Raw genomic sequence first — 16,761 nt, forward strand, 5'->3', positions numbered from 1 at the left:
AATTCCTGTGATCGCCTCTGGGACAGTGTAGCCGTTCACGTCCCATCAAACAACATCTTGTGCCTATTTGTGCTTAATCGCCGATTGCACGCAATACGCGATCCAATGCGGCGCCCTGATCAGACGTCGATGTTGGCGCGTCTTTCACAAGATTATAGTAGGCGGACGGATCATATTGCTGCACCGGCAAACGCAGATGTTCAGCGGTCAAAAGACCCGTTGCAGACAACATCGTGTAGGACGCGACGACCTCATCGGCTTGCGCCGAAATCTGGTTCGCCCGCGCGCTTAGCAATTCCTGCTCGGCGTTCAAAACGTCCAATGTTGTACGTGCGCCCAATGTCGCCTCTTCACGCACACCGCGGAATGCGACGGTCGATGCGCGAATTTGTTCTTCGGACGCCTGACGCGATGCACGCGCTACTTCGAGGAAAGAGTAAGCATTGCCAACCTGTTGCTCGATGCCGTGACTTGTAATGTGCAAGCCTGCTCGCGCCGCATCACGACGCGCCATGAACTGACGCACAGCGCTCGACAGGCGTCCACCTTGGTAAATCGGGCCGGAAACGGTCACACCAACTTGGCGGCCAAAATCAAACTCGTCGTTAAAGCCCAGACTTGCGTCCAAGCTCACGGAAGGATTGTTTGCAGCTTCGGCACGGCGGATGTTCAGCTCTGCGGCTGAAACGCTATGCTGAGCTTCGCGCATGCTCGGGTGGTTGCGCACGGCGAACGCCTTGGCATCGTCGATTGTGCGGGCGACTGGCGCAGGCGACACAGGATCAAGACGACCCGGCGCACGACCAACAGCGGCACGGAATTCTTCGGCAGATTGCGTCAAGTTACCCTGCGCAGATGCCAACAAACTACGCGCTTCAGCCAAACGAGCCTCGGCAAGCGATACATCTGTCCGCGTCACTTCACCAACTTCAAATCGATCATTCGCGGCCCGAAGTTCTTGGTTAATGACGTTCACGTTGCTTTGACGCAGCGCCACAAATTCCGAGTTCCGGCGCACGTTCATGTAGGCTTCAATCGCCCGCAAAAGCACTTGCTGCTCGATATTGATCAGTGATTGACGCGTCCCAAGAACCAGCTCTTTTTGAGCATCAATCGCCAGTTGGTTTGCACCGGAATCGTAGATCGTCAGGCTGGCAGAGATGCTAGCGTTCGCGGATATCAAGTCGGCGCCCGTCGTGCGCGGTGCAGACGATGTAGCGGTCGCAGCCCAGTTGATCACAGGCAACGTTGACGCGACAGATTGTGCCACATCTTCATCAGCAGCCCGCAAAAGCGCGCGGTTTTGATCAATCAAACCAGAGTGATCGTAAGCATACGTCAACGCATCTGCTAGGGTTTCCGCAGACGCCGCAGGCGCAAACGTCACAAAGCAGACGGCGGCAATCGTCTTAAGCTGCACTGCAAATTTCTTCATCTCTGATCGCTCCTCTGCGCAGTTCGCGCTGTCCACTTTTGCAGCGGACTTCATCTACATTCAAAGAGTGAATGCAGCTTCTTTTTTAAACCCAGCCAGCGTCGGCGCGGTCGCATTAAACGCAAAACGCCAGCTCATTTCGCCATTCAGCTTATGACCTATACGCACGACGCCCGAAGTTCCGTCGACGAAAATGCAACCGATACGGCCGCCTTCACGCAGCTGATCTAAGATCGCGGCAGGCAGTTCTTCAACGGCACCTTCGGTGATGATAATGTCGTAAGGGCCGGATTTGCCAGCGCCCTCAGTCAACGCGCCAGCCAAAACAGCTGCGTTATCAACACCGTTTTCGGACAGGTTTGTCTGGGCTTCGTTCGCCAGATCTTCGTCGTCTTCGACGCCAGCAACAAAATCAGCCAAGCGTGCCAGAACGGCGGTCGAATAGCCCAGACCACAACCCAGATCCAAAACACTGTGGCTCGGTTGGATATCCAGAACATCGATCATCTTGGCGAAAGTGCGCGGATCAAGAACAACACGGTCAGCCCCAAGCGTCACATGTTCGCCCATATAAGCCGCCTCGCGCATGTTATCCGGCACGTACATCTCGCGCGGCACAGACAGCATGGCCTCAATAATGGGGAATTTCGTTACGTCTGACGGGCGGACTTGGGTGTCGACCATCATCGTGCGGCGGGTGCTATAGTCTACCACGGGAACACTCTTCTTTTGAAATATGTCACTTTTGGTGATGCCACACCGCAGCACTGGCGGCAATGTCTGATCAAGCAAACATAGGCGTCAATCATCCACCCAGTTGCCGCAAGAGCGCAATTCTATCCACCTTTGAAGCATGTCGTTTGTCCATCGGGATAGCAGGGACGTGGCGTACCTGTGTGATTCCCAGCGCTGCGGCGTTGGTTTTCCATTGATTTTGCATCGCGATATCCCCCGCAATCACGAGTAACGGATCATTTTTCAAGCTCACAAATGCGCAAGACGTCACGCCGGACCACTGACGCACGGCGACCTCGATTGAGAACGGATAAGTACGCTGCCCGTTAAGGTTTACCTCAGTCCCGACGCGCCCCAGCAACCAGAGGCGGTTTTCCTCGTCTAATCGTCCAGCGTCGCCGGTCCGGTGCCAGATAATGCCATCATGGTTAACCTTATTGTCGGCATCATGTGTCGGGTCGAGATAGCCGCGATTGACATGATCGCCCGTGACTTGGATTTCGTGGTCCACAATACACACACGGGTTGTTGGCGTCGCCCGCCCCACCAATAGCCCCTGCCCGTCCCGCATCGCATCAAAATCCGATTGTGAAATGTCGTCGGCGTCTAGATGCGCGATAGGCTCTGCCTCGGTCGATCCATAAACACAGGTCACATTTAAGGTCGGATGCGTGTCTTGCATTGCGACCAACATATCGGGGAAAATCGGCCCGCCGCCGGTGAAAACCTGTTTGAGGCTGGTTAACGCTTCTGTCTGAGCGAGCGTTTGACACAACGCAGGCGGCAGCAACGCGCGAGTAACACCCTGATCGGTGATCCATTTGGCAAGTTGTGCTGCGGGCAATTTCGCGATGCGCGACATTTTCCAGTTCGGAAGCACTGACGTGCGCCCGCTCGCCAAATTGATCAAAGCGAACACGGGGAATGCGACAAGGTCACGTTCAGGTTGCGCACTGTCCAGCAATGGCGCGACCGCGTTGTGCTGCGCCATGAGAAACGCGTGACTACGCGGGATCGCTTTGGGCGCACCTGTCGTGCCAGAGGTGAATGAAATCAATGCGATATCATCCAGATCAGTTCGGCGAAGGTCACCGATTTGCTTACTCTCAACCATCTTTAAACGCGGTTTTAGCCACAACTCGGGAACGACCAGCTTCAATGCCCGAAACGCACCAGTTGCACAAAACGAACTTACGTTGGTGGTTTTCACCGCATGACGTAATCCAGCCAAACCCAATGCAGGCTCCGGCAAAACGACGGTTGCGCCAAGCGACCAAAGCGCCGCCAGACTGGCGTAAAGATCGCTGCTGATCCCCATCGCCAGCAACACACGGTCACCGCGCGCCACCCCCGCTCGCGACCATGTCGCCGCAAGACCATTCGCCCGCGCCTGCAGTGTGGCAAAGCTGATCGTTTCCCCGTTCGGATTCACAATCGCTGCTTGATCAGGAAACCGAGCAACAGTCTGCGCAAACTGACTGAGAAGATCAGCCATCCAATTTCAATCCAAACAACGCATATCTGCGGAAAATCTCGGCACCCTCAGCCGCGCTTCGAAGTGCAGAAAGGTTGTCATCATGGATCAAGGCGTGAATCGCGGTCTCGTAACCCAATTCGCGCGCGGTCGTGTGAAATGCGTAGGCTAACAATTGGCCCGCGCCTTTTTGCAAGCTCGCGTAGGTCTTGAGGATCGCGGTCTTGGACGTAGGGCCATCGTTGTAGTTCGGGATCGCAAACAAGAAACCCGCCAATTTGCCGTCAGTCGTTCGCGCAAAGAAGACGAGTTCCTTTTTCAATAGCGGCACGATGGGCATATACATCTTTAAAAAGTCATTAAAAGAAATGGGTTTGAAGAACGCATTCTTTTGAAAAGCGGCGACCGACAGGTCATAGACCTGCTTGAACAACCCCTCCGGGTTAGCGCCATCCCACGTCTCAATTCTTAAATTCGGGCTGTCTGGCGGCACAAATTGTCCGGTTTCGGTCAACGGAACCCGCGCCGAAAAGTATCGGCTGATCGGCGTAAACCCTGCATGTCTAAAAACGTCGGTTGCAACGTTTGTGTTGCTCGGCTCAAGCATGAATGCGGGGCTGCCGTCGGTCTCGGTCACAAAGCGGTAGCCATGCCATGTGTCGCCATCCATTGGGCCGATGATCCCTTTGATGCCTTTAGTTTTCACAAAATCAATGGCTTGCCCTATAACAGCGGTTCCAGCGTCAAAGCTTTTGCACGAAAACTGACCAAGAGCTGCTGCCGTGTCTTGGGACCAATTTGGCGCATCGAGATAGACCGTGACTTTTGCGTCATCCAATTTGAAATGCGTCTGGGTCATCACAACAACCCTTCAAAGTTTGTTGAAATACAATAGCTTGCTAGCGGGGTAAGGAGTGACATCGCGATCAATTTTGTTACGCGAAAACGCCTGAATAGATGTGGGGCTGTCAGGGTCGTCATCGAAATTAGGGACAAGTTAATGAAAGCGACACTCCACATCGGGCCGCTCCAATTTCGCACACCATCATTCAAGTTCAAACTGATATATCGTAGTAAACATAAGCCGAGAATGACGCCGATAGCCCCCAAAATACGCGCGGGCAGCGGTTTGACCCCGAGCGCAATTCCGCAAAACCCCATCGACAGACCCATCGCCGTTATCCCGTAAAACGAGACTGCATTCCAACCCGTCGCATTACCAAGTGTGAGCCAGAACAAGCTTAACAAAACGACGCCCGCGACGATATCTAGGTCAGGAAATGCGCTATCGCCGGGGTTGATTGTCCGGCTCCAAGCGTGCGCGAGAAATACGGATATGGGCAACATCGCGTTATGGAATGATGTTACCGCTAAAAGCAAAAAGACGGTGGTGACATAAACCCGACCCGCGTGATTTGTTAACCCGATAATCGGTGAAATTGTCCGGAACCCGATCAACGTAGCCGCAAACAATGCTGCAAGTGCGACCAAGTCTTGAACCTCGCGACCACCGTGACTGGCAAGAAATACCAAAATTCCCAATGGTAAGAACAAGTTATCAAAGCCGCGCCAACTGACGGCCTCGACCAAAGTGCCAAACCCCGCGACCATCAACGACAACAGAATTATGTTTACTGGATCGAAAGTCGTCATCACCATTAAGCAAAGCATCGACAGTACGAGTGTCACCGCGAAGAAAACGACGCACCCTTCGAGGCTTTTCTGCCCGTCTTCAACCTTGAAAAACCTGCTGCCATAAGTTGTGCCAGCCAGTGCCGCCGCCGCATCTGCCAAGGTCAAAACCGCAATCGGAAGAACGTAAAGATATAGCTGATCGTCCGCCAAAAACAGACAAAGTCCAACTGCAATCGCCAAGAACATGTCGCCGTAAGATTGTCGGTCGACTCCATGTAATGTCGATCCAATTCCCGTTGATGACACCTTGGGCAAGCGTAAGACCAGCATGACCAACAAGGTTAACCCGACGAGCATGTAGACTGGCCAGCGATCTGGGAAAAGCCATGGTAACGTCAGTGCGTATAATCCGGTGCCTATGTGGACGAGTTTGCGCTGCAGTTCTGCGCTGATACTGTGTTTGCGGGCAACGCGTTGCACGACTGTCATTAACCCTAACAGGACAACTACCGACCCAAAGGCCAAGAAAATTTGCAGCGCAATCGTCACGAAATAACTTCTTCCACGACAAAATCAGAATAGAAAAACGCTTTATCTTTCGATTTTTGAGCGTTCTCGACATCTGTTAATGTTTGGACACGATGCTGCAGGTGTTGCGGCACGCGGCGCGGCGCCATCATATTCCAATAAACCAAACGGGCATTTGGCGCCGAGGCTTCAAGAATGCTTTCATAGACCTGCGCGAACACGTCCGGTGACATGTATTCAAAAATGTCCGAAAGATTAAAACCATCCGCCTTTTCGCCAGTCGAGACAAACGCCTCTAGCGAACCGGGCCGAATATCCAGCCGATCAAGCCGCGATTTGATCGTTTCAAAGTATTCGGCGCGCCATGTCATAGGCAAGGCATCACCATGTGTCCCTTTAAGAATCCAATGTAAATAAGGGTTATCAGCAGGATCACAGGCCACCGCGGCATGATGAATACGACGTGCGACATGCTGCGCCGGGCTTCCGTCAACATGGTCGAAAAACGCCTTGTCCCGTCCCATTCGTCCCATCACGAAACGTGAAAAAAACACATTAAGCAGAATTTTCCAACGCCAAGTATTGAACCGCGTGTCGAGAAACACCTGTCGTTCTGGCTGGGAACGCGAGATAAACGTATCGTCTAGAGTGCGGCGGGAGTGAACAAAGGGCAGCAGCTTTGTGCGAAAAATGCGAAAGTAGCGTTCAAATTTACCGACGCCGCCCGCGCCATAAAGGTTAACCTCTTCGTCCAAATCGCGCCAAAACTGCTGTAATTCAGGCGTTAGGTCGACAATGGCTTTGGTTAACAATTCGGATCGCTGTGTGCTTGGTCGTGCGCCCATCAATTCCAGAAACTCAGGATGCGTGAGGTGACGAAACGCCCCAATTCGCAAATGCAAACAGGCAATTTGTGCTGGTGATAAATCAACGACGACAACTTTGGCAGGATCGAGCGTCAACATGGCTAACGCGTTGTCTCCAGCCGAACAGATCGACACCAAAGTACCGCCTGCACAGGGGCCAAGCGCCGTGGTTAACACGTCAGCATCTTCCCATAATTGCGCGTATCGGATGTGGTCGAATGCCGCTTTGCCAGCAATTTCAGAGCTATTCGTCATGCTTTTCAACCTTACCCGTCGCGCCATTAACCGTGATCAGTTGACCATCAGCAATCCAGTCGGTCGCATCCTTTAGACCAACGACGCACGGAATTCCAAGCTCACGCGCAACAATCGCAGAATGAGATAGCAACGATCCCCGCTCGACGACGATAGCAGACGCCTGCGAGAACACCGCGATCCAACCAGGATCAGTGTGGCGCGCAATTAGAATTTCGCCGGGCGCCAGACTTTGGCTGCGCGGATCACGGATCACCCGCGCTGTGGCGGTGACGGTGCCAGCCGCACAACCCGTTCCACTTTGTGACATTTCCGCATTGGTTTCAGTGACTTCTCCGATGTGCCAATGAGGCGCAATCGCGGGGCCGCGCAGCGCAATACGTTCAGGCGGATCAGGACGAAGCACCGCGGCATCGTCTTCAGTTTTGCGCATGGCGATAATGGCTTTCAGATCATGAGAAACGCCCGAACCCTCGACCGCGCCGAGAATTTCATCTTTTGTCAGCAGGAATATATCGCGCTGGTTTGCGATCAATCCGCGCGTGGAAAATTCGCGCCCCAAAGCCAGAAAAACCCGCCGCGCGTAACCGAAAATTCGTGTTCGCTCAAAACGCAAGTTCTCGCGATCGCGGACCCGCGCCTTTGTCCAACCAATTACCCATTTAGCAACCGCACGTTTCACCGGCCTACCTGCAAATAACGTGTCCCAGTCGGGTGTCTTCGCAGATCCATATGGCCTTTCAGGCTGCGCTGCCTGTGCCACAATCGCGATCAAAAGCGATGTCGGATCATCGGTTAACGGGATGCTTTCCAGCTTCAACTCTTCGGTGCATCTATCACCAAATTTCGCCAGATAGGCGTCGATTTCTAGAGCTATCTCAGGGTGACGCATCAGTTGATCAAGATCGGTCACCCCAAGTTTTCGCGCCATCGCGCCCATTTTTGCAATGCGTTGCGCGGGCTCTGCCGAAACGATGTCACCCTGCCCAATCATCACATCGTTGTGCAGCAGCAACCCCGGATCACCCAACCAATTCTGCATCAAATTCCGAGACGCGCCAAACGCGATCATGCAGAAAAAGTCGTTAACTAATGGCGCATCCCATTGATCTAAAAGTGTACTTTCAATCTGCCTATATTGTTTAGCAAGCGCCGTCGGTGTGGCAGTGTTGACGTCAAGATCAGTATCCAAGGTTGCATTTAACCGGTCGTAAAAGCGACGCCGTGTCGAGGGCAAACGCGCTGCCTGCCACAAAAGACCACCAGCGACCCGTGCGAGTTTCAAATATTCGGTAACGCGCGCCACGCCTGTTGCAGGCGGCGGTCCGATCGCGTCTGTGATCTCTGTCGGCAATGGCTCTGACACGCCCATCATGGTTTCCATGTAGGCCCGATTTAACGAAAAACCTGGTAACAACGCCAACGCGCGATACCAATTCGCAAGGTTATAGTAGACGCGCCCATCGACGCGCCCCAGCATGTTGGCGAACACGGCTGTGTTGGCGTGGATTGTGGTTTCGGGTACGCCCAAAAGGTCCACGAATGCGCGGTAAACGCGGTCGTAAACATGGACCGCGAACGAATAGGTTAACGGACTGACCATGCCCGGATAGCTTTCGACGATATTTGAATTGTCAAAGATCGTCAGCGCCGTGTCGGGCATGGGTTTCGGCAACAATGCGGTCGTGATCGGCCGAGATTGTAGGATGTGCAAACCCGCCTCATCTATCGCCCACTCGATGTCCTGCGGGTGTTCAAACGCAACTTCAGCACGACGGGCAAGTGTGGCAATCGCTTGTGCTTGGACCTCGGTCAAGACCTTTGATGTTGGGCGGTTCACAACGTTATTACCCCCATCAATTAACCAATCTTCGCCATCAACTTCGCCCGCAACAAGAGCCTCGCCCAGCCCTGCAACCGCAGAGATCACGACACGTTCCCGCAACCCACTTACAGGATCGGCAGAGAATGCGACCCCTGCCGCAACCGCGTCAATCATCCGCTGAACGATGATCGCTGGCGCCTCAGGTGCTTCGCCTGATGTGGCCGCGAGATACGTTGTGATTGTGTTGGAGAAACCCGATTTCCAAACCTGTTGCGCGGCGACGATCACGTCTGCTGCGGCCACATTTAGCACAGTGTCGAATTGCCCCGCGTGGCTATGCGCATTGCCGTCTTCAGCCCTGCCGGAACTACGTACAGCGAAAGGACCAGCACCAAGCGCTGCCAAAGCCGCACTGAGCTCCGCCTCTAATTCCGGAACTGGCGTCCCGTCTTGGAACGCATTCGAGGTAATCACGAAAAACGCTGGCGGCTCAAACCCGCCGCGAGATAGCGCGTTAAGTGACGCCGCTTTTCCGCCCACCATATCGGCATCAACACATTGATCTTGTGAAATAATATAACTCATAAAGCCCTCAAAACAACAGGCACAAAACCTGCGATAGCGTAACATACAAATACCCAAAGTCCGGCAATCGTATCCATGTCGGCTTGTGCCTTTGGTGTAGGGTGGCTGCGGTAATGCAGCACACGTAGGATGCAGACCGCTCCTGCGATCAACCCAAGCGGTCCTACAATCCAAAGCGTCCGCGTCACAGCGCCGATCCCACACAATAGGCCGAATGACACCACTAAACACAGCATCCAAATCAGGCTGGCTTTGCGTACCCCCCAAAGCCCCGAATAGGTTTCGACGCCCGTGATTTCATTCTCTGGTGCCCATAACTTTCGGCCGATTTCCAATACGCACCCGTTGACGAATGATAGCGCAATGAACATCCAGAGATGTGGCGATGCGCCACCGCCTGGCACCCATTCGATCCCCGTCAGCAGCAAGTCAATCAATGGCATGATCGCCATGTGGCTTGCTAAGTACAGCACCGGACGGGCCTTAAGGAGTGCGGGTACACCGAACTCAAACGTCATCGCCGTTAACCATAGCCAGACAAGAAAAAGCAGCCACAAGACGGGTGCATGCCATGCCCAGACGGCGATGATCGCAGGCGGTATCGTCAGTAGTCCAAAACGCACGACGCCCTGCAGCGACACCAGCCCACGCGGAATTGGTCGTTCCGGTCGAAAATTGAGATCGTCGTCGTAGTCTTTAATTTCGTCACACACCCGCACCTGGAAAAACAATGCCATGGCCACGATAAATCCGGTGATAAACGCATCGATACTGGGAATATCTCGGCCGCTTAATGTGGCAGACGCGCAAATGCTGGCCGCCGAAAAGACAGCCAATAGCGGGGCGGTCTTTTTCAGTGGAAAACGTTCAGATTGATACGTCCAGATTCGAGATGCGCGTGATACAGTCATCGATGACGCGCCAATTTTTCGTGCGCCCGCGTGAAATCACCTGCTGCGATGGCCGCAACAATCGAGATTTCGCCACACAGACACGTCGCTGCGACGACTTCGGCAAGTGCCGCGGCCTTTCCTTCGCCCTTCAGGCCCAAAATATTCAGGCCAGCCGATTGGCTAGGTAAACCGGTACCGCCACCAACGGAGCCGACCAATATGTTCGGCATCGTGACGCTACAAAACAAATCTTCGCCTCGCGCTTCCATCCGCGTGATGCCCATCGCGCTTTCCGCGACGCAAGCCGCATCCTGTCCGGTCGCGATGTAAACAGCGGCAAGCCCGTTGGCGAAATGGGCCTGCGCGCCCAATTGACCCGATAAATGCGACCCAAGGTTGGCGACTTGGCCGTAAGCCAACATGTCAGAAACCGTCGTGCCCAGCGTGCGTTCGACCACAGCGGCGGGTAATGTGACGGACGCGCTAACCTTACGTCCGCGCCCTGTGACAAGCCCGAGGAACGACGCCTTTTTATCGCCGGAAAAGTTGCCTTCGATGTACCAATTTTGGATCGGGACCGTGCATTCCCCGGCTATTTCACGGCACAGCGCATCTGTGGCAATCGTGACCATATTCTGGCCAGCTGCGTCACCTGTCGTATAGCGGCAGACTAAAAATACCACATTGTTGTCGATCATAGGCTCAACAGAAATCAACTTACCATATCCGGTAGTCGCCTCTGCTGCTTTTTCCAAACGATCAACATGCGACACGATCCACTCCACAAACCGTCCCGCGTCCAGCAAGGATTCGAGGACAAACGCAGGGGTGCGAATAACGCCTTCGTAAAGCATCGCCGTGCTGATACCGCCTGCTTTGCTCGCCGCATAAGCGCCCCGCGCATAGGACGCGACGAGGGCCGCTTCGGTCGTCGCCATTGGCACGTGATAGTCGCCATGGGCGTGTAATCCGTTGATCCGCAATGGACCGATGATCCCAACCGGAACTTTAACCGTCCCGATGAAGTTTTCGATGTTGCCATTGAACACCTCTGGATTGGTGACGTCATCGGTCAACGCCACGCGATCTTCTTCAGAGGCCGTGCTGGCGGACATTAACCGCGCCCAATATTTTGCGATCGAACCCGCGCTGGCTTTGCGAACCGGTCGTAGCGTCGTGAAATCGCTATCGTTCGGCAGCATCCGGTCCTGCAGCGGTTCCAATGCGAACTTGTCACGGATCGACTGCAGCATTGTTCTGACGTGTTTTGGAATTGTCACCGCAGACTCCATATTTTCGAGACAGTTTAGTGACTTAGCGCCTGATGTCTAAGCATAGTTTCATTATCGACCATCATGGCGGCGCGGCTGTGTTTCTGTGCACCCAATGTGAACCTGAGGCCCAGTTGTATGTTCATGCCCGCCATTTTCTTGACAATGCGCTGGCCCCGCTTCAAGTGGTTATGGACATCCGCGACAACAGTGACGGCAGACAGGCCATTGAACGGTCTCTGCCAAACGATCGCACTGACAGGGAGGGCATGATGACCCGTATTGATGACAAATTCGCGACGCTGCAAGCCGCTGGAAAAAAAGCCTTTGTGACTTACATCATGGCAGGCGACACCGATTATGACACCTCGCTTGAGGTCATGCGTGGCCTGCCCGCCGCTGGCGTGGACGTGATCGAGTTGGGCTTGCCCTTTACCGATCCCGTCGCCGACGGCCAAACGATCCAACTCGCTGGGCAACGCGCGCTGGACGCAGGTCAAACGCTCAAGAAAACGCTCGCAATGGCGAAGACCTTCCGCGAAGATGATACCACGACGCCCATCGTCATCATGGGCTATTACAACCCGATCTACTCAATGGGTGTTGATAAATTCCTAACCGCCGCTGTCGATGCAGGCGTTGACGGGTTGATCATCGTTGATTTACCGCCCGAGGAGGACGCAGAATTGTGCCTTCCGGCCAAAGAAGTCGGTATTAACTTTATCCGTCTCGCGACCCCAACGACGGATGCAAAACGCCTGCCAAAGGTGATCGAAAACACCTCTGGTTTCATCTATTACGTGTCGATGAACGGCATCACAGGGACCGCGACGGCACAGGTCAACGCAGTCGCGCCCGAGGTCACCCGCATCAAGCAAGCCACTGATTTACCTGTCGTCATCGGCTTTGGCGTCAAGACACCAGAGGCGGCCAAGACATTTGCGGATCTGGGTGACGGCGTCGTGGTTGGCTCTGCTATCGTTGAACGGATTGGGCGTGGCGATGCGCCTGCTGACGTTCTCGCTTTCGTGAAAACCCTCGCTGACGCGGCCCATAGCTAAAGGATTGCTACAATGAATGATCTTTTCAACAGCTTCATGACTGGCCCTGACGAAAATGGCCGCTTTGGCGATTTTGGTGGTCGGTTTGTGTCGGAAACACTGATGCCGCTGATCCTCGCGCTGGAGGAACAATACGAACACGCCAAAACGGACGAAACGTTCTGGGCCGAAATGCACGATCTGTGGACCCATTATGTGGGCCGCCCGTCGCCGCTGTATCATGCGGAACGGCTGACCGAGAAACTTGGCGGTGCCAAGATTTATCTGAAACGCGACGAGTTGAACCACACCGGTGCCCACAAGATTAACAACGTGCTCGGCCAGATTATTCTCGCACGGCGCATGGGCAAGACCCGCATTATTGCGGAAACTGGCGCTGGTCAGCACGGTGTTGCGACGGCCACTGTTTGCGCGAAATTCGGTTTAAAATGCGTGGTTTACATGGGTGCGCATGACGTTGAACGTCAGGCCCCTAACGTGTTCCGCATGAAACTGCTGGGCGCTGAAGTCATCCCTGTGACCTCTGGTCGAGGTACGTTGAAAGATGCGATGAACGATGCGCTGCGTGACTGGGTGACCAATGTGGACGACACGTTCTATTGCATCGGCACGGTCGCGGGGCCGCACCCCTACCCCGCCATGGTTCGCGATTTCCAGTCGATCATCGGCAAGGAAGCTAAAGAGCAAATGATGGCTGCAGAAGGCCGCCTGCCCGACACGCTGATCGCTGCGATTGGTGGCGGATCAAACGCGATGGGCCTGTTTTTCCCGTTCCTTGACGACAAAGACGTGAACATCATCGGCGTTGAGGCTGGCGGTAAAGGCGTGAACGCCAAGATGGAACATTGCGCGTCCCTGACTGGCGGCCGCCCCGGCGTGCTGCACGGGAACCGGACGTATTTGTTGCAAGACGACGATGGACAGATCCTAGAAGGGTTCTCGATCTCGGCGGGTCTCGACTATCCGGGCATCGGGCCGGAACACGCTTGGCTGCACGAGATTGGCCGCGCGCAATACGTGTCGATCACGGACGTTGAGGCGCTAGAAGCGTTCCAACTGTGCTGCGACATGGAAGGCATCATCCCCGCGCTAGAACCATCCCACGCGCTGGCGCATGTCATCAAAATCGCGCCGACCTTGCCAAAGGATCACCTGATCATCATGAACATGTGTGGGCGTGGGGATAAGGATATCTTTACGGTGGCGAAGGCGCTTGGGTTTGAGATGGGCGATTTCGCTTAAACCAATTCATTCTTGAATTACCGTAAGGCCCTGCGAAAGCGGGGCCTTTTTATTTACAACACCACTTAAAAACGGCAAATTTACCGCATTTGCGAACATTTCAATTGGTAAGGTGCGATACATATGTTTGGAAGATTTTTTTCGAAGCTTAAATCTAAGAAAAGCAATGATTTCGCCGCTGAGAAATGGGTTGGCTGGAATGTCTGCGGCTATACGCGCGTAGTCGGCGTGACATCCTATCGGACTCATGCAGAACGTACAGCACTGCAATGTAAGAAAGACGTAGTGCTTACATTACGGCGAGATCCAACCAACGCCCATGACTCAAATGCAATCGAAGTTCTACATGGCAGAAACCTCGTCGGCTACATTGCTCGTGAGACTGCACTCGCATTGAATGAAAAATTTGAAGCTGACATGCCAATCCGAGCGCTATTCAAAGACGGATACGTAGGCGAATCCGGAGCGATATCGATTGATATCCTTCCACAAATGCCTAGCGCTCCGGAGCGTAAAGCCAACGGCTGGCAGAAATAGAGCACTAGGAGATTTACCAATTGGCAGATGCGACTACTAAAAGTGCAATCCGATCAGCAACTCAAACTTAGCACTGGCCGCTCAACTCCAAGGTATTATTGAGCCCCACCATTCCTGATCAATTTAAAAAGGCCCCGCATCACTGCGAGGCCTTTCTTAATTCCAATAACCGCTCACTTAGTTGCTAGCTGTCAGGCCGATGTGGCCCCCGATTGCAACCATGTCTGAGATCAACTTGGCCGCGTCGTCGACGGGGCCTGGCTCGTTTTTAAAGATCTCTTGCGCCGTGGCATGGGCTTCTTTTGCCTCTGCCATCAGGCCGTCGTACATCTCTTGTGTGACCTCTGCTTTTGGCAAAGCACGCTCTGCCAAAACAGACACGCCTGTCTGTGTGATCTCAGCAAAACCGCCGATGACGATATAGTCATCAACGCCGCCGCTGTGTGTCACCGACAAAACGCCAGGGCGCAGTGTCGTGATTGTGGGCGCGTGGTCAGCCATTGCCGTCAGGTCGCCGTCAGCGCCCGGGATTTGCACCGCGGATGCTTCAAGGGACGCCAAACGGCGCTCTGGTGAGACAAGATCGAATTGTAGGTTTGCCATTTGTCAGGCCTCCTTTTGCTTCGACTTAAGCCGCGTCTGCGGCCATTTTCTCGGCTTTGGCTTTCACTTCTTCGATGCCACCAACCATATAGAACGCACCTTCTGGCAGGTGATCGTATTCACCAGCAACAACCGCTTTGAACGACGCGATTGTGTCTTCCAGTGGAACCTGAACACCGTCAGAGCCTGTAAAGACTTTGGCAACGTCAAATGGTTGGGACAAGAAACGCTCTACTTTACGCGCACGGGAAACGGTCAATTTGTCTTCTTCTGACAATTCGTCCATGCCCAAAATCGCGATGATATCCTGAAGCGATTTATACCGCTGCAACATCTGCTGCACATCGGCTGCCACTGCGTAGTGCTCTTCGCCAACGATTTGTGGGTCAAGCAGACGGGATGTGGAGTCGAGCGGGTCAACCGCAGGATAGATACCTTTTTCAGAGATCGCACGGTTCAGAACCGTTGTCGCATCAAGGTGAGCAAAGGATGTCGCAGGCGCAGGGTCGGTCAAGTCATCCGCAGGCACGTAGATCGCCTGAACGGATGTAATAGAGCCGTTCTTAGTGGATGTAATGCGTTCCTGCATCTGGCCCATATCTGTCGCCAGAGTTGGCTGGTAGCCAACAGCGGACGGGATACGACCCAAAAGCGCGGACACCTCGGAACCAGCCTGTGTAAACCGGAAGATGTTGTCCACGAAGAACAGAACGTCAGTCCCGGATTGGTCGCGGAATGCTTCAGCCATTGTCAGACCTGACAAAGCAACACGCATACGCGCACCTGGAGGCTCGTTCATCTGACCGTAAACCAAGGCCACTTTGGACTTTGTGAGGTCTTCAAGGTTGATAACATCGGATTCGATGAATTCGTAGTAAAGGTCGTTACCTTCACGAGTCCGCTCGCCCACACCCGCAAAAACGGAATAACCAGAGTGCACTTTCGCAATGTTGTTGATCAATTCTTGGATAAGAACTGTTTTACCAACACCGGCACCACCGAACAGACCAATTTTACCACCTTTGGCGTATGGTGCCAAAAGGTCGATCACTTTGATTCCTGTTACCAGCACTTCGGATGCTGTGGACTGCGCTTCGAAAGGCGGCGCATCAGCGTGGATAGAGCGACGCTCTTTTTCGCCAATCGGGCCACGTTCGTCGATCGGTTCACCGATCACGTTCATGATGCGACCAAGTGTGGCTTCACCAACTGGCACCGTGATCGGGCCGTCAGTGTCAGTCACGTCTTGCCCACGAACGAGGCCTTCGGTGGAGTCCATCGCAATTGCGCGAACAGTGTTTTCGCCAAGGTGCTGGGCTACTTCCAGAACCAGTTCCTTACCGTTATTGTCGGTTTTAATCGCGTTCAAGATCTCCGGCAGGTGATCTTCGAACTTAACGTCTACAACGGCGCCAATCACCTGGGTGATTTTGCCTTTTGCGTTTGCCATATCGTTTCTCCGGTTCTTCAAGTGCGAGGCGGGCCCGCAAGGTCTTTTGCTAAAATCGCCGCTTGCGCGGTGAGTTGATATTTTCCGGGCCTGAGGGCCGCAAGGAACCCGTGCCGTCTTAGTCTGTTGCCGATCATGTCTGCGTTGTCCAAGCGATCCGATTTAACTTCAAACCGGTCTGCTATTCGTTTGGCCAGACTGACCTCTTTGAACTGCCAGAGAAAGAAAGGGTCGGTGCCAAAGCGTTCAAACAGTTCGAGGACATAGGCCTTGTCTCTGTCAGTCACATTGCGCGGCGCCGCGCCTTTTGTTTCTTCAATCTCTCGCGCTCTTCTCGATGGCTTAAGATACAGCCAAAGTCCCCAA

Annotated in this window: 15 protein-coding genes; 3 read left to right on the forward strand and 12 right to left on the reverse strand. The window is 53.9% G+C overall.

Features of this window, described 5'->3' with window-relative positions; genetic code table 11:
- Positions 1–73: 73 nt before the first annotated feature.
- The 9 genes from FHS72_RS13565 to FHS72_RS13605 all read right to left on the reverse strand — a co-directional run bounded on the left by FHS72_RS13565 (position 74) and on the right by FHS72_RS13605 (position 11,511).
- Positions 74–1,435, reverse strand: a complete 1,362-nt coding sequence (locus FHS72_RS13565; protein WP_183530040.1) for a TolC family outer membrane protein — start codon at positions 1,433–1,435, stop codon at positions 74–76.
- A gap of 60 nt (positions 1,436–1,495) precedes the next feature.
- Positions 1,496–2,149 carry a methyltransferase domain-containing protein gene (locus tag FHS72_RS13570; protein WP_183530042.1) on the reverse strand — a complete coding sequence of 218 codons (654 nt, stop codon included), beginning with the start codon at positions 2,147–2,149 and terminating at the stop codon, positions 1,496–1,498.
- 91 nt (positions 2,150–2,240) lie between these two features.
- Positions 2,241–3,665, reverse strand: a complete 1,425-nt coding sequence (locus FHS72_RS13575) for an AMP-binding protein (RefSeq protein WP_183530044.1) — start codon at positions 3,663–3,665, stop codon at positions 2,241–2,243.
- On the reverse strand, positions 3,658–4,503 hold the full coding sequence (locus FHS72_RS13580; protein WP_183530046.1) for a hypothetical protein: 846 nt from the start codon (positions 4,501–4,503) through the stop codon (positions 3,658–3,660). Before FHS72_RS13580 ends, FHS72_RS13575 begins: the two co-directional genes overlap by 8 nt.
- The gene (locus tag FHS72_RS13585) at positions 4,503–5,828 is read right to left on the reverse strand and encodes a hypothetical protein (RefSeq protein WP_183530048.1); all 1,326 of its coding nucleotides are present in this window, start codon (positions 5,826–5,828) and stop codon (positions 4,503–4,505) included. The genes FHS72_RS13580 and FHS72_RS13585 overlap by 1 nt, the downstream gene beginning before the upstream one ends.
- Complete coding sequence (locus FHS72_RS13590; RefSeq protein WP_183530050.1) at positions 5,825–6,928, reverse strand: BtaA family protein; 1,104 nt, start codon at positions 6,926–6,928, stop codon at positions 5,825–5,827. The genes FHS72_RS13585 and FHS72_RS13590 overlap by 4 nt, the downstream gene beginning before the upstream one ends.
- Positions 6,918–9,338, reverse strand: a complete 2,421-nt coding sequence (locus FHS72_RS13595) for a PEP/pyruvate-binding domain-containing protein (RefSeq protein WP_183530052.1) — start codon at positions 9,336–9,338, stop codon at positions 6,918–6,920. The genes FHS72_RS13590 and FHS72_RS13595 overlap by 11 nt, the downstream gene beginning before the upstream one ends.
- The gene (locus tag FHS72_RS13600; RefSeq protein ID WP_183530054.1) at positions 9,335–10,249 is read right to left on the reverse strand and encodes a UbiA family prenyltransferase; all 915 of its coding nucleotides are present in this window, start codon (positions 10,247–10,249) and stop codon (positions 9,335–9,337) included. The genes FHS72_RS13595 and FHS72_RS13600 overlap by 4 nt, the downstream gene beginning before the upstream one ends.
- Entirely contained in the window at positions 10,246–11,511 is a 1,266-nt protein-coding gene (locus tag FHS72_RS13605; RefSeq protein WP_183530056.1) for a hydroxymethylglutaryl-CoA reductase, read from the reverse strand. The genes FHS72_RS13600 and FHS72_RS13605 overlap by 4 nt, the downstream gene beginning before the upstream one ends.
- A 263-nt stretch (positions 11,512–11,774) precedes the next feature.
- Between FHS72_RS13605 and trpA the strand changes: the two genes are divergently transcribed.
- From trpA to FHS72_RS13620, 3 genes are all read left to right on the forward strand, one after another.
- Positions 11,775–12,563 (forward strand): tryptophan synthase subunit alpha, encoded by a 789-nt coding sequence (trpA, locus tag FHS72_RS13610; RefSeq protein ID WP_183530058.1) that lies wholly within the window; start codon positions 11,775–11,777, stop codon positions 12,561–12,563.
- 12 nt (positions 12,564–12,575) lie between these two features.
- Positions 12,576–13,805 carry a tryptophan synthase subunit beta gene (trpB, locus tag FHS72_RS13615; RefSeq protein ID WP_183530060.1) on the forward strand — a complete coding sequence of 410 codons (1,230 nt, stop codon included), beginning with the start codon at positions 12,576–12,578 and terminating at the stop codon, positions 13,803–13,805.
- A 123-nt stretch (positions 13,806–13,928) separates the two neighbouring features.
- Positions 13,929–14,342 carry an HIRAN domain-containing protein gene (locus FHS72_RS13620; protein ID WP_183530061.1) on the forward strand — a complete coding sequence of 138 codons (414 nt, stop codon included), beginning with the start codon at positions 13,929–13,931 and terminating at the stop codon, positions 14,340–14,342.
- Positions 14,343–14,519: 177 nt separating this feature from the next.
- Here FHS72_RS13620 and FHS72_RS13625 read toward each other — a convergent pair whose 3' ends face one another.
- Genes FHS72_RS13625 through FHS72_RS13635 form a run of 3 tightly spaced genes read right to left on the reverse strand, consistent with a single transcriptional unit; the run spans position 14,520 to position 16,682 of the window.
- A complete protein-coding gene (locus FHS72_RS13625) occupies positions 14,520–14,945 on the reverse strand; it encodes a F0F1 ATP synthase subunit epsilon (protein ID WP_183530063.1) in 426 nt (141 codons plus the stop codon).
- Between the two features lie 25 nt (positions 14,946–14,970).
- A complete protein-coding gene (gene atpD, locus FHS72_RS13630; RefSeq protein ID WP_183530065.1) occupies positions 14,971–16,395 on the reverse strand; it encodes a F0F1 ATP synthase subunit beta in 1,425 nt (474 codons plus the stop codon).
- Between the two features lie 17 nt (positions 16,396–16,412).
- Positions 16,413–16,682, reverse strand: coding sequence for a hypothetical protein (locus tag FHS72_RS13635; RefSeq protein ID WP_183530067.1), 270 nt, complete (start codon positions 16,680–16,682; stop codon positions 16,413–16,415).
- Between the last annotated feature and the right edge of the window lie 79 nt (positions 16,683–16,761).

The organism is Yoonia ponticola, assembly GCF_014199395.1.
GTDB classification, from domain to species: domain Bacteria; phylum Pseudomonadota; class Alphaproteobacteria; order Rhodobacterales; family Rhodobacteraceae; genus Yoonia; species Yoonia ponticola.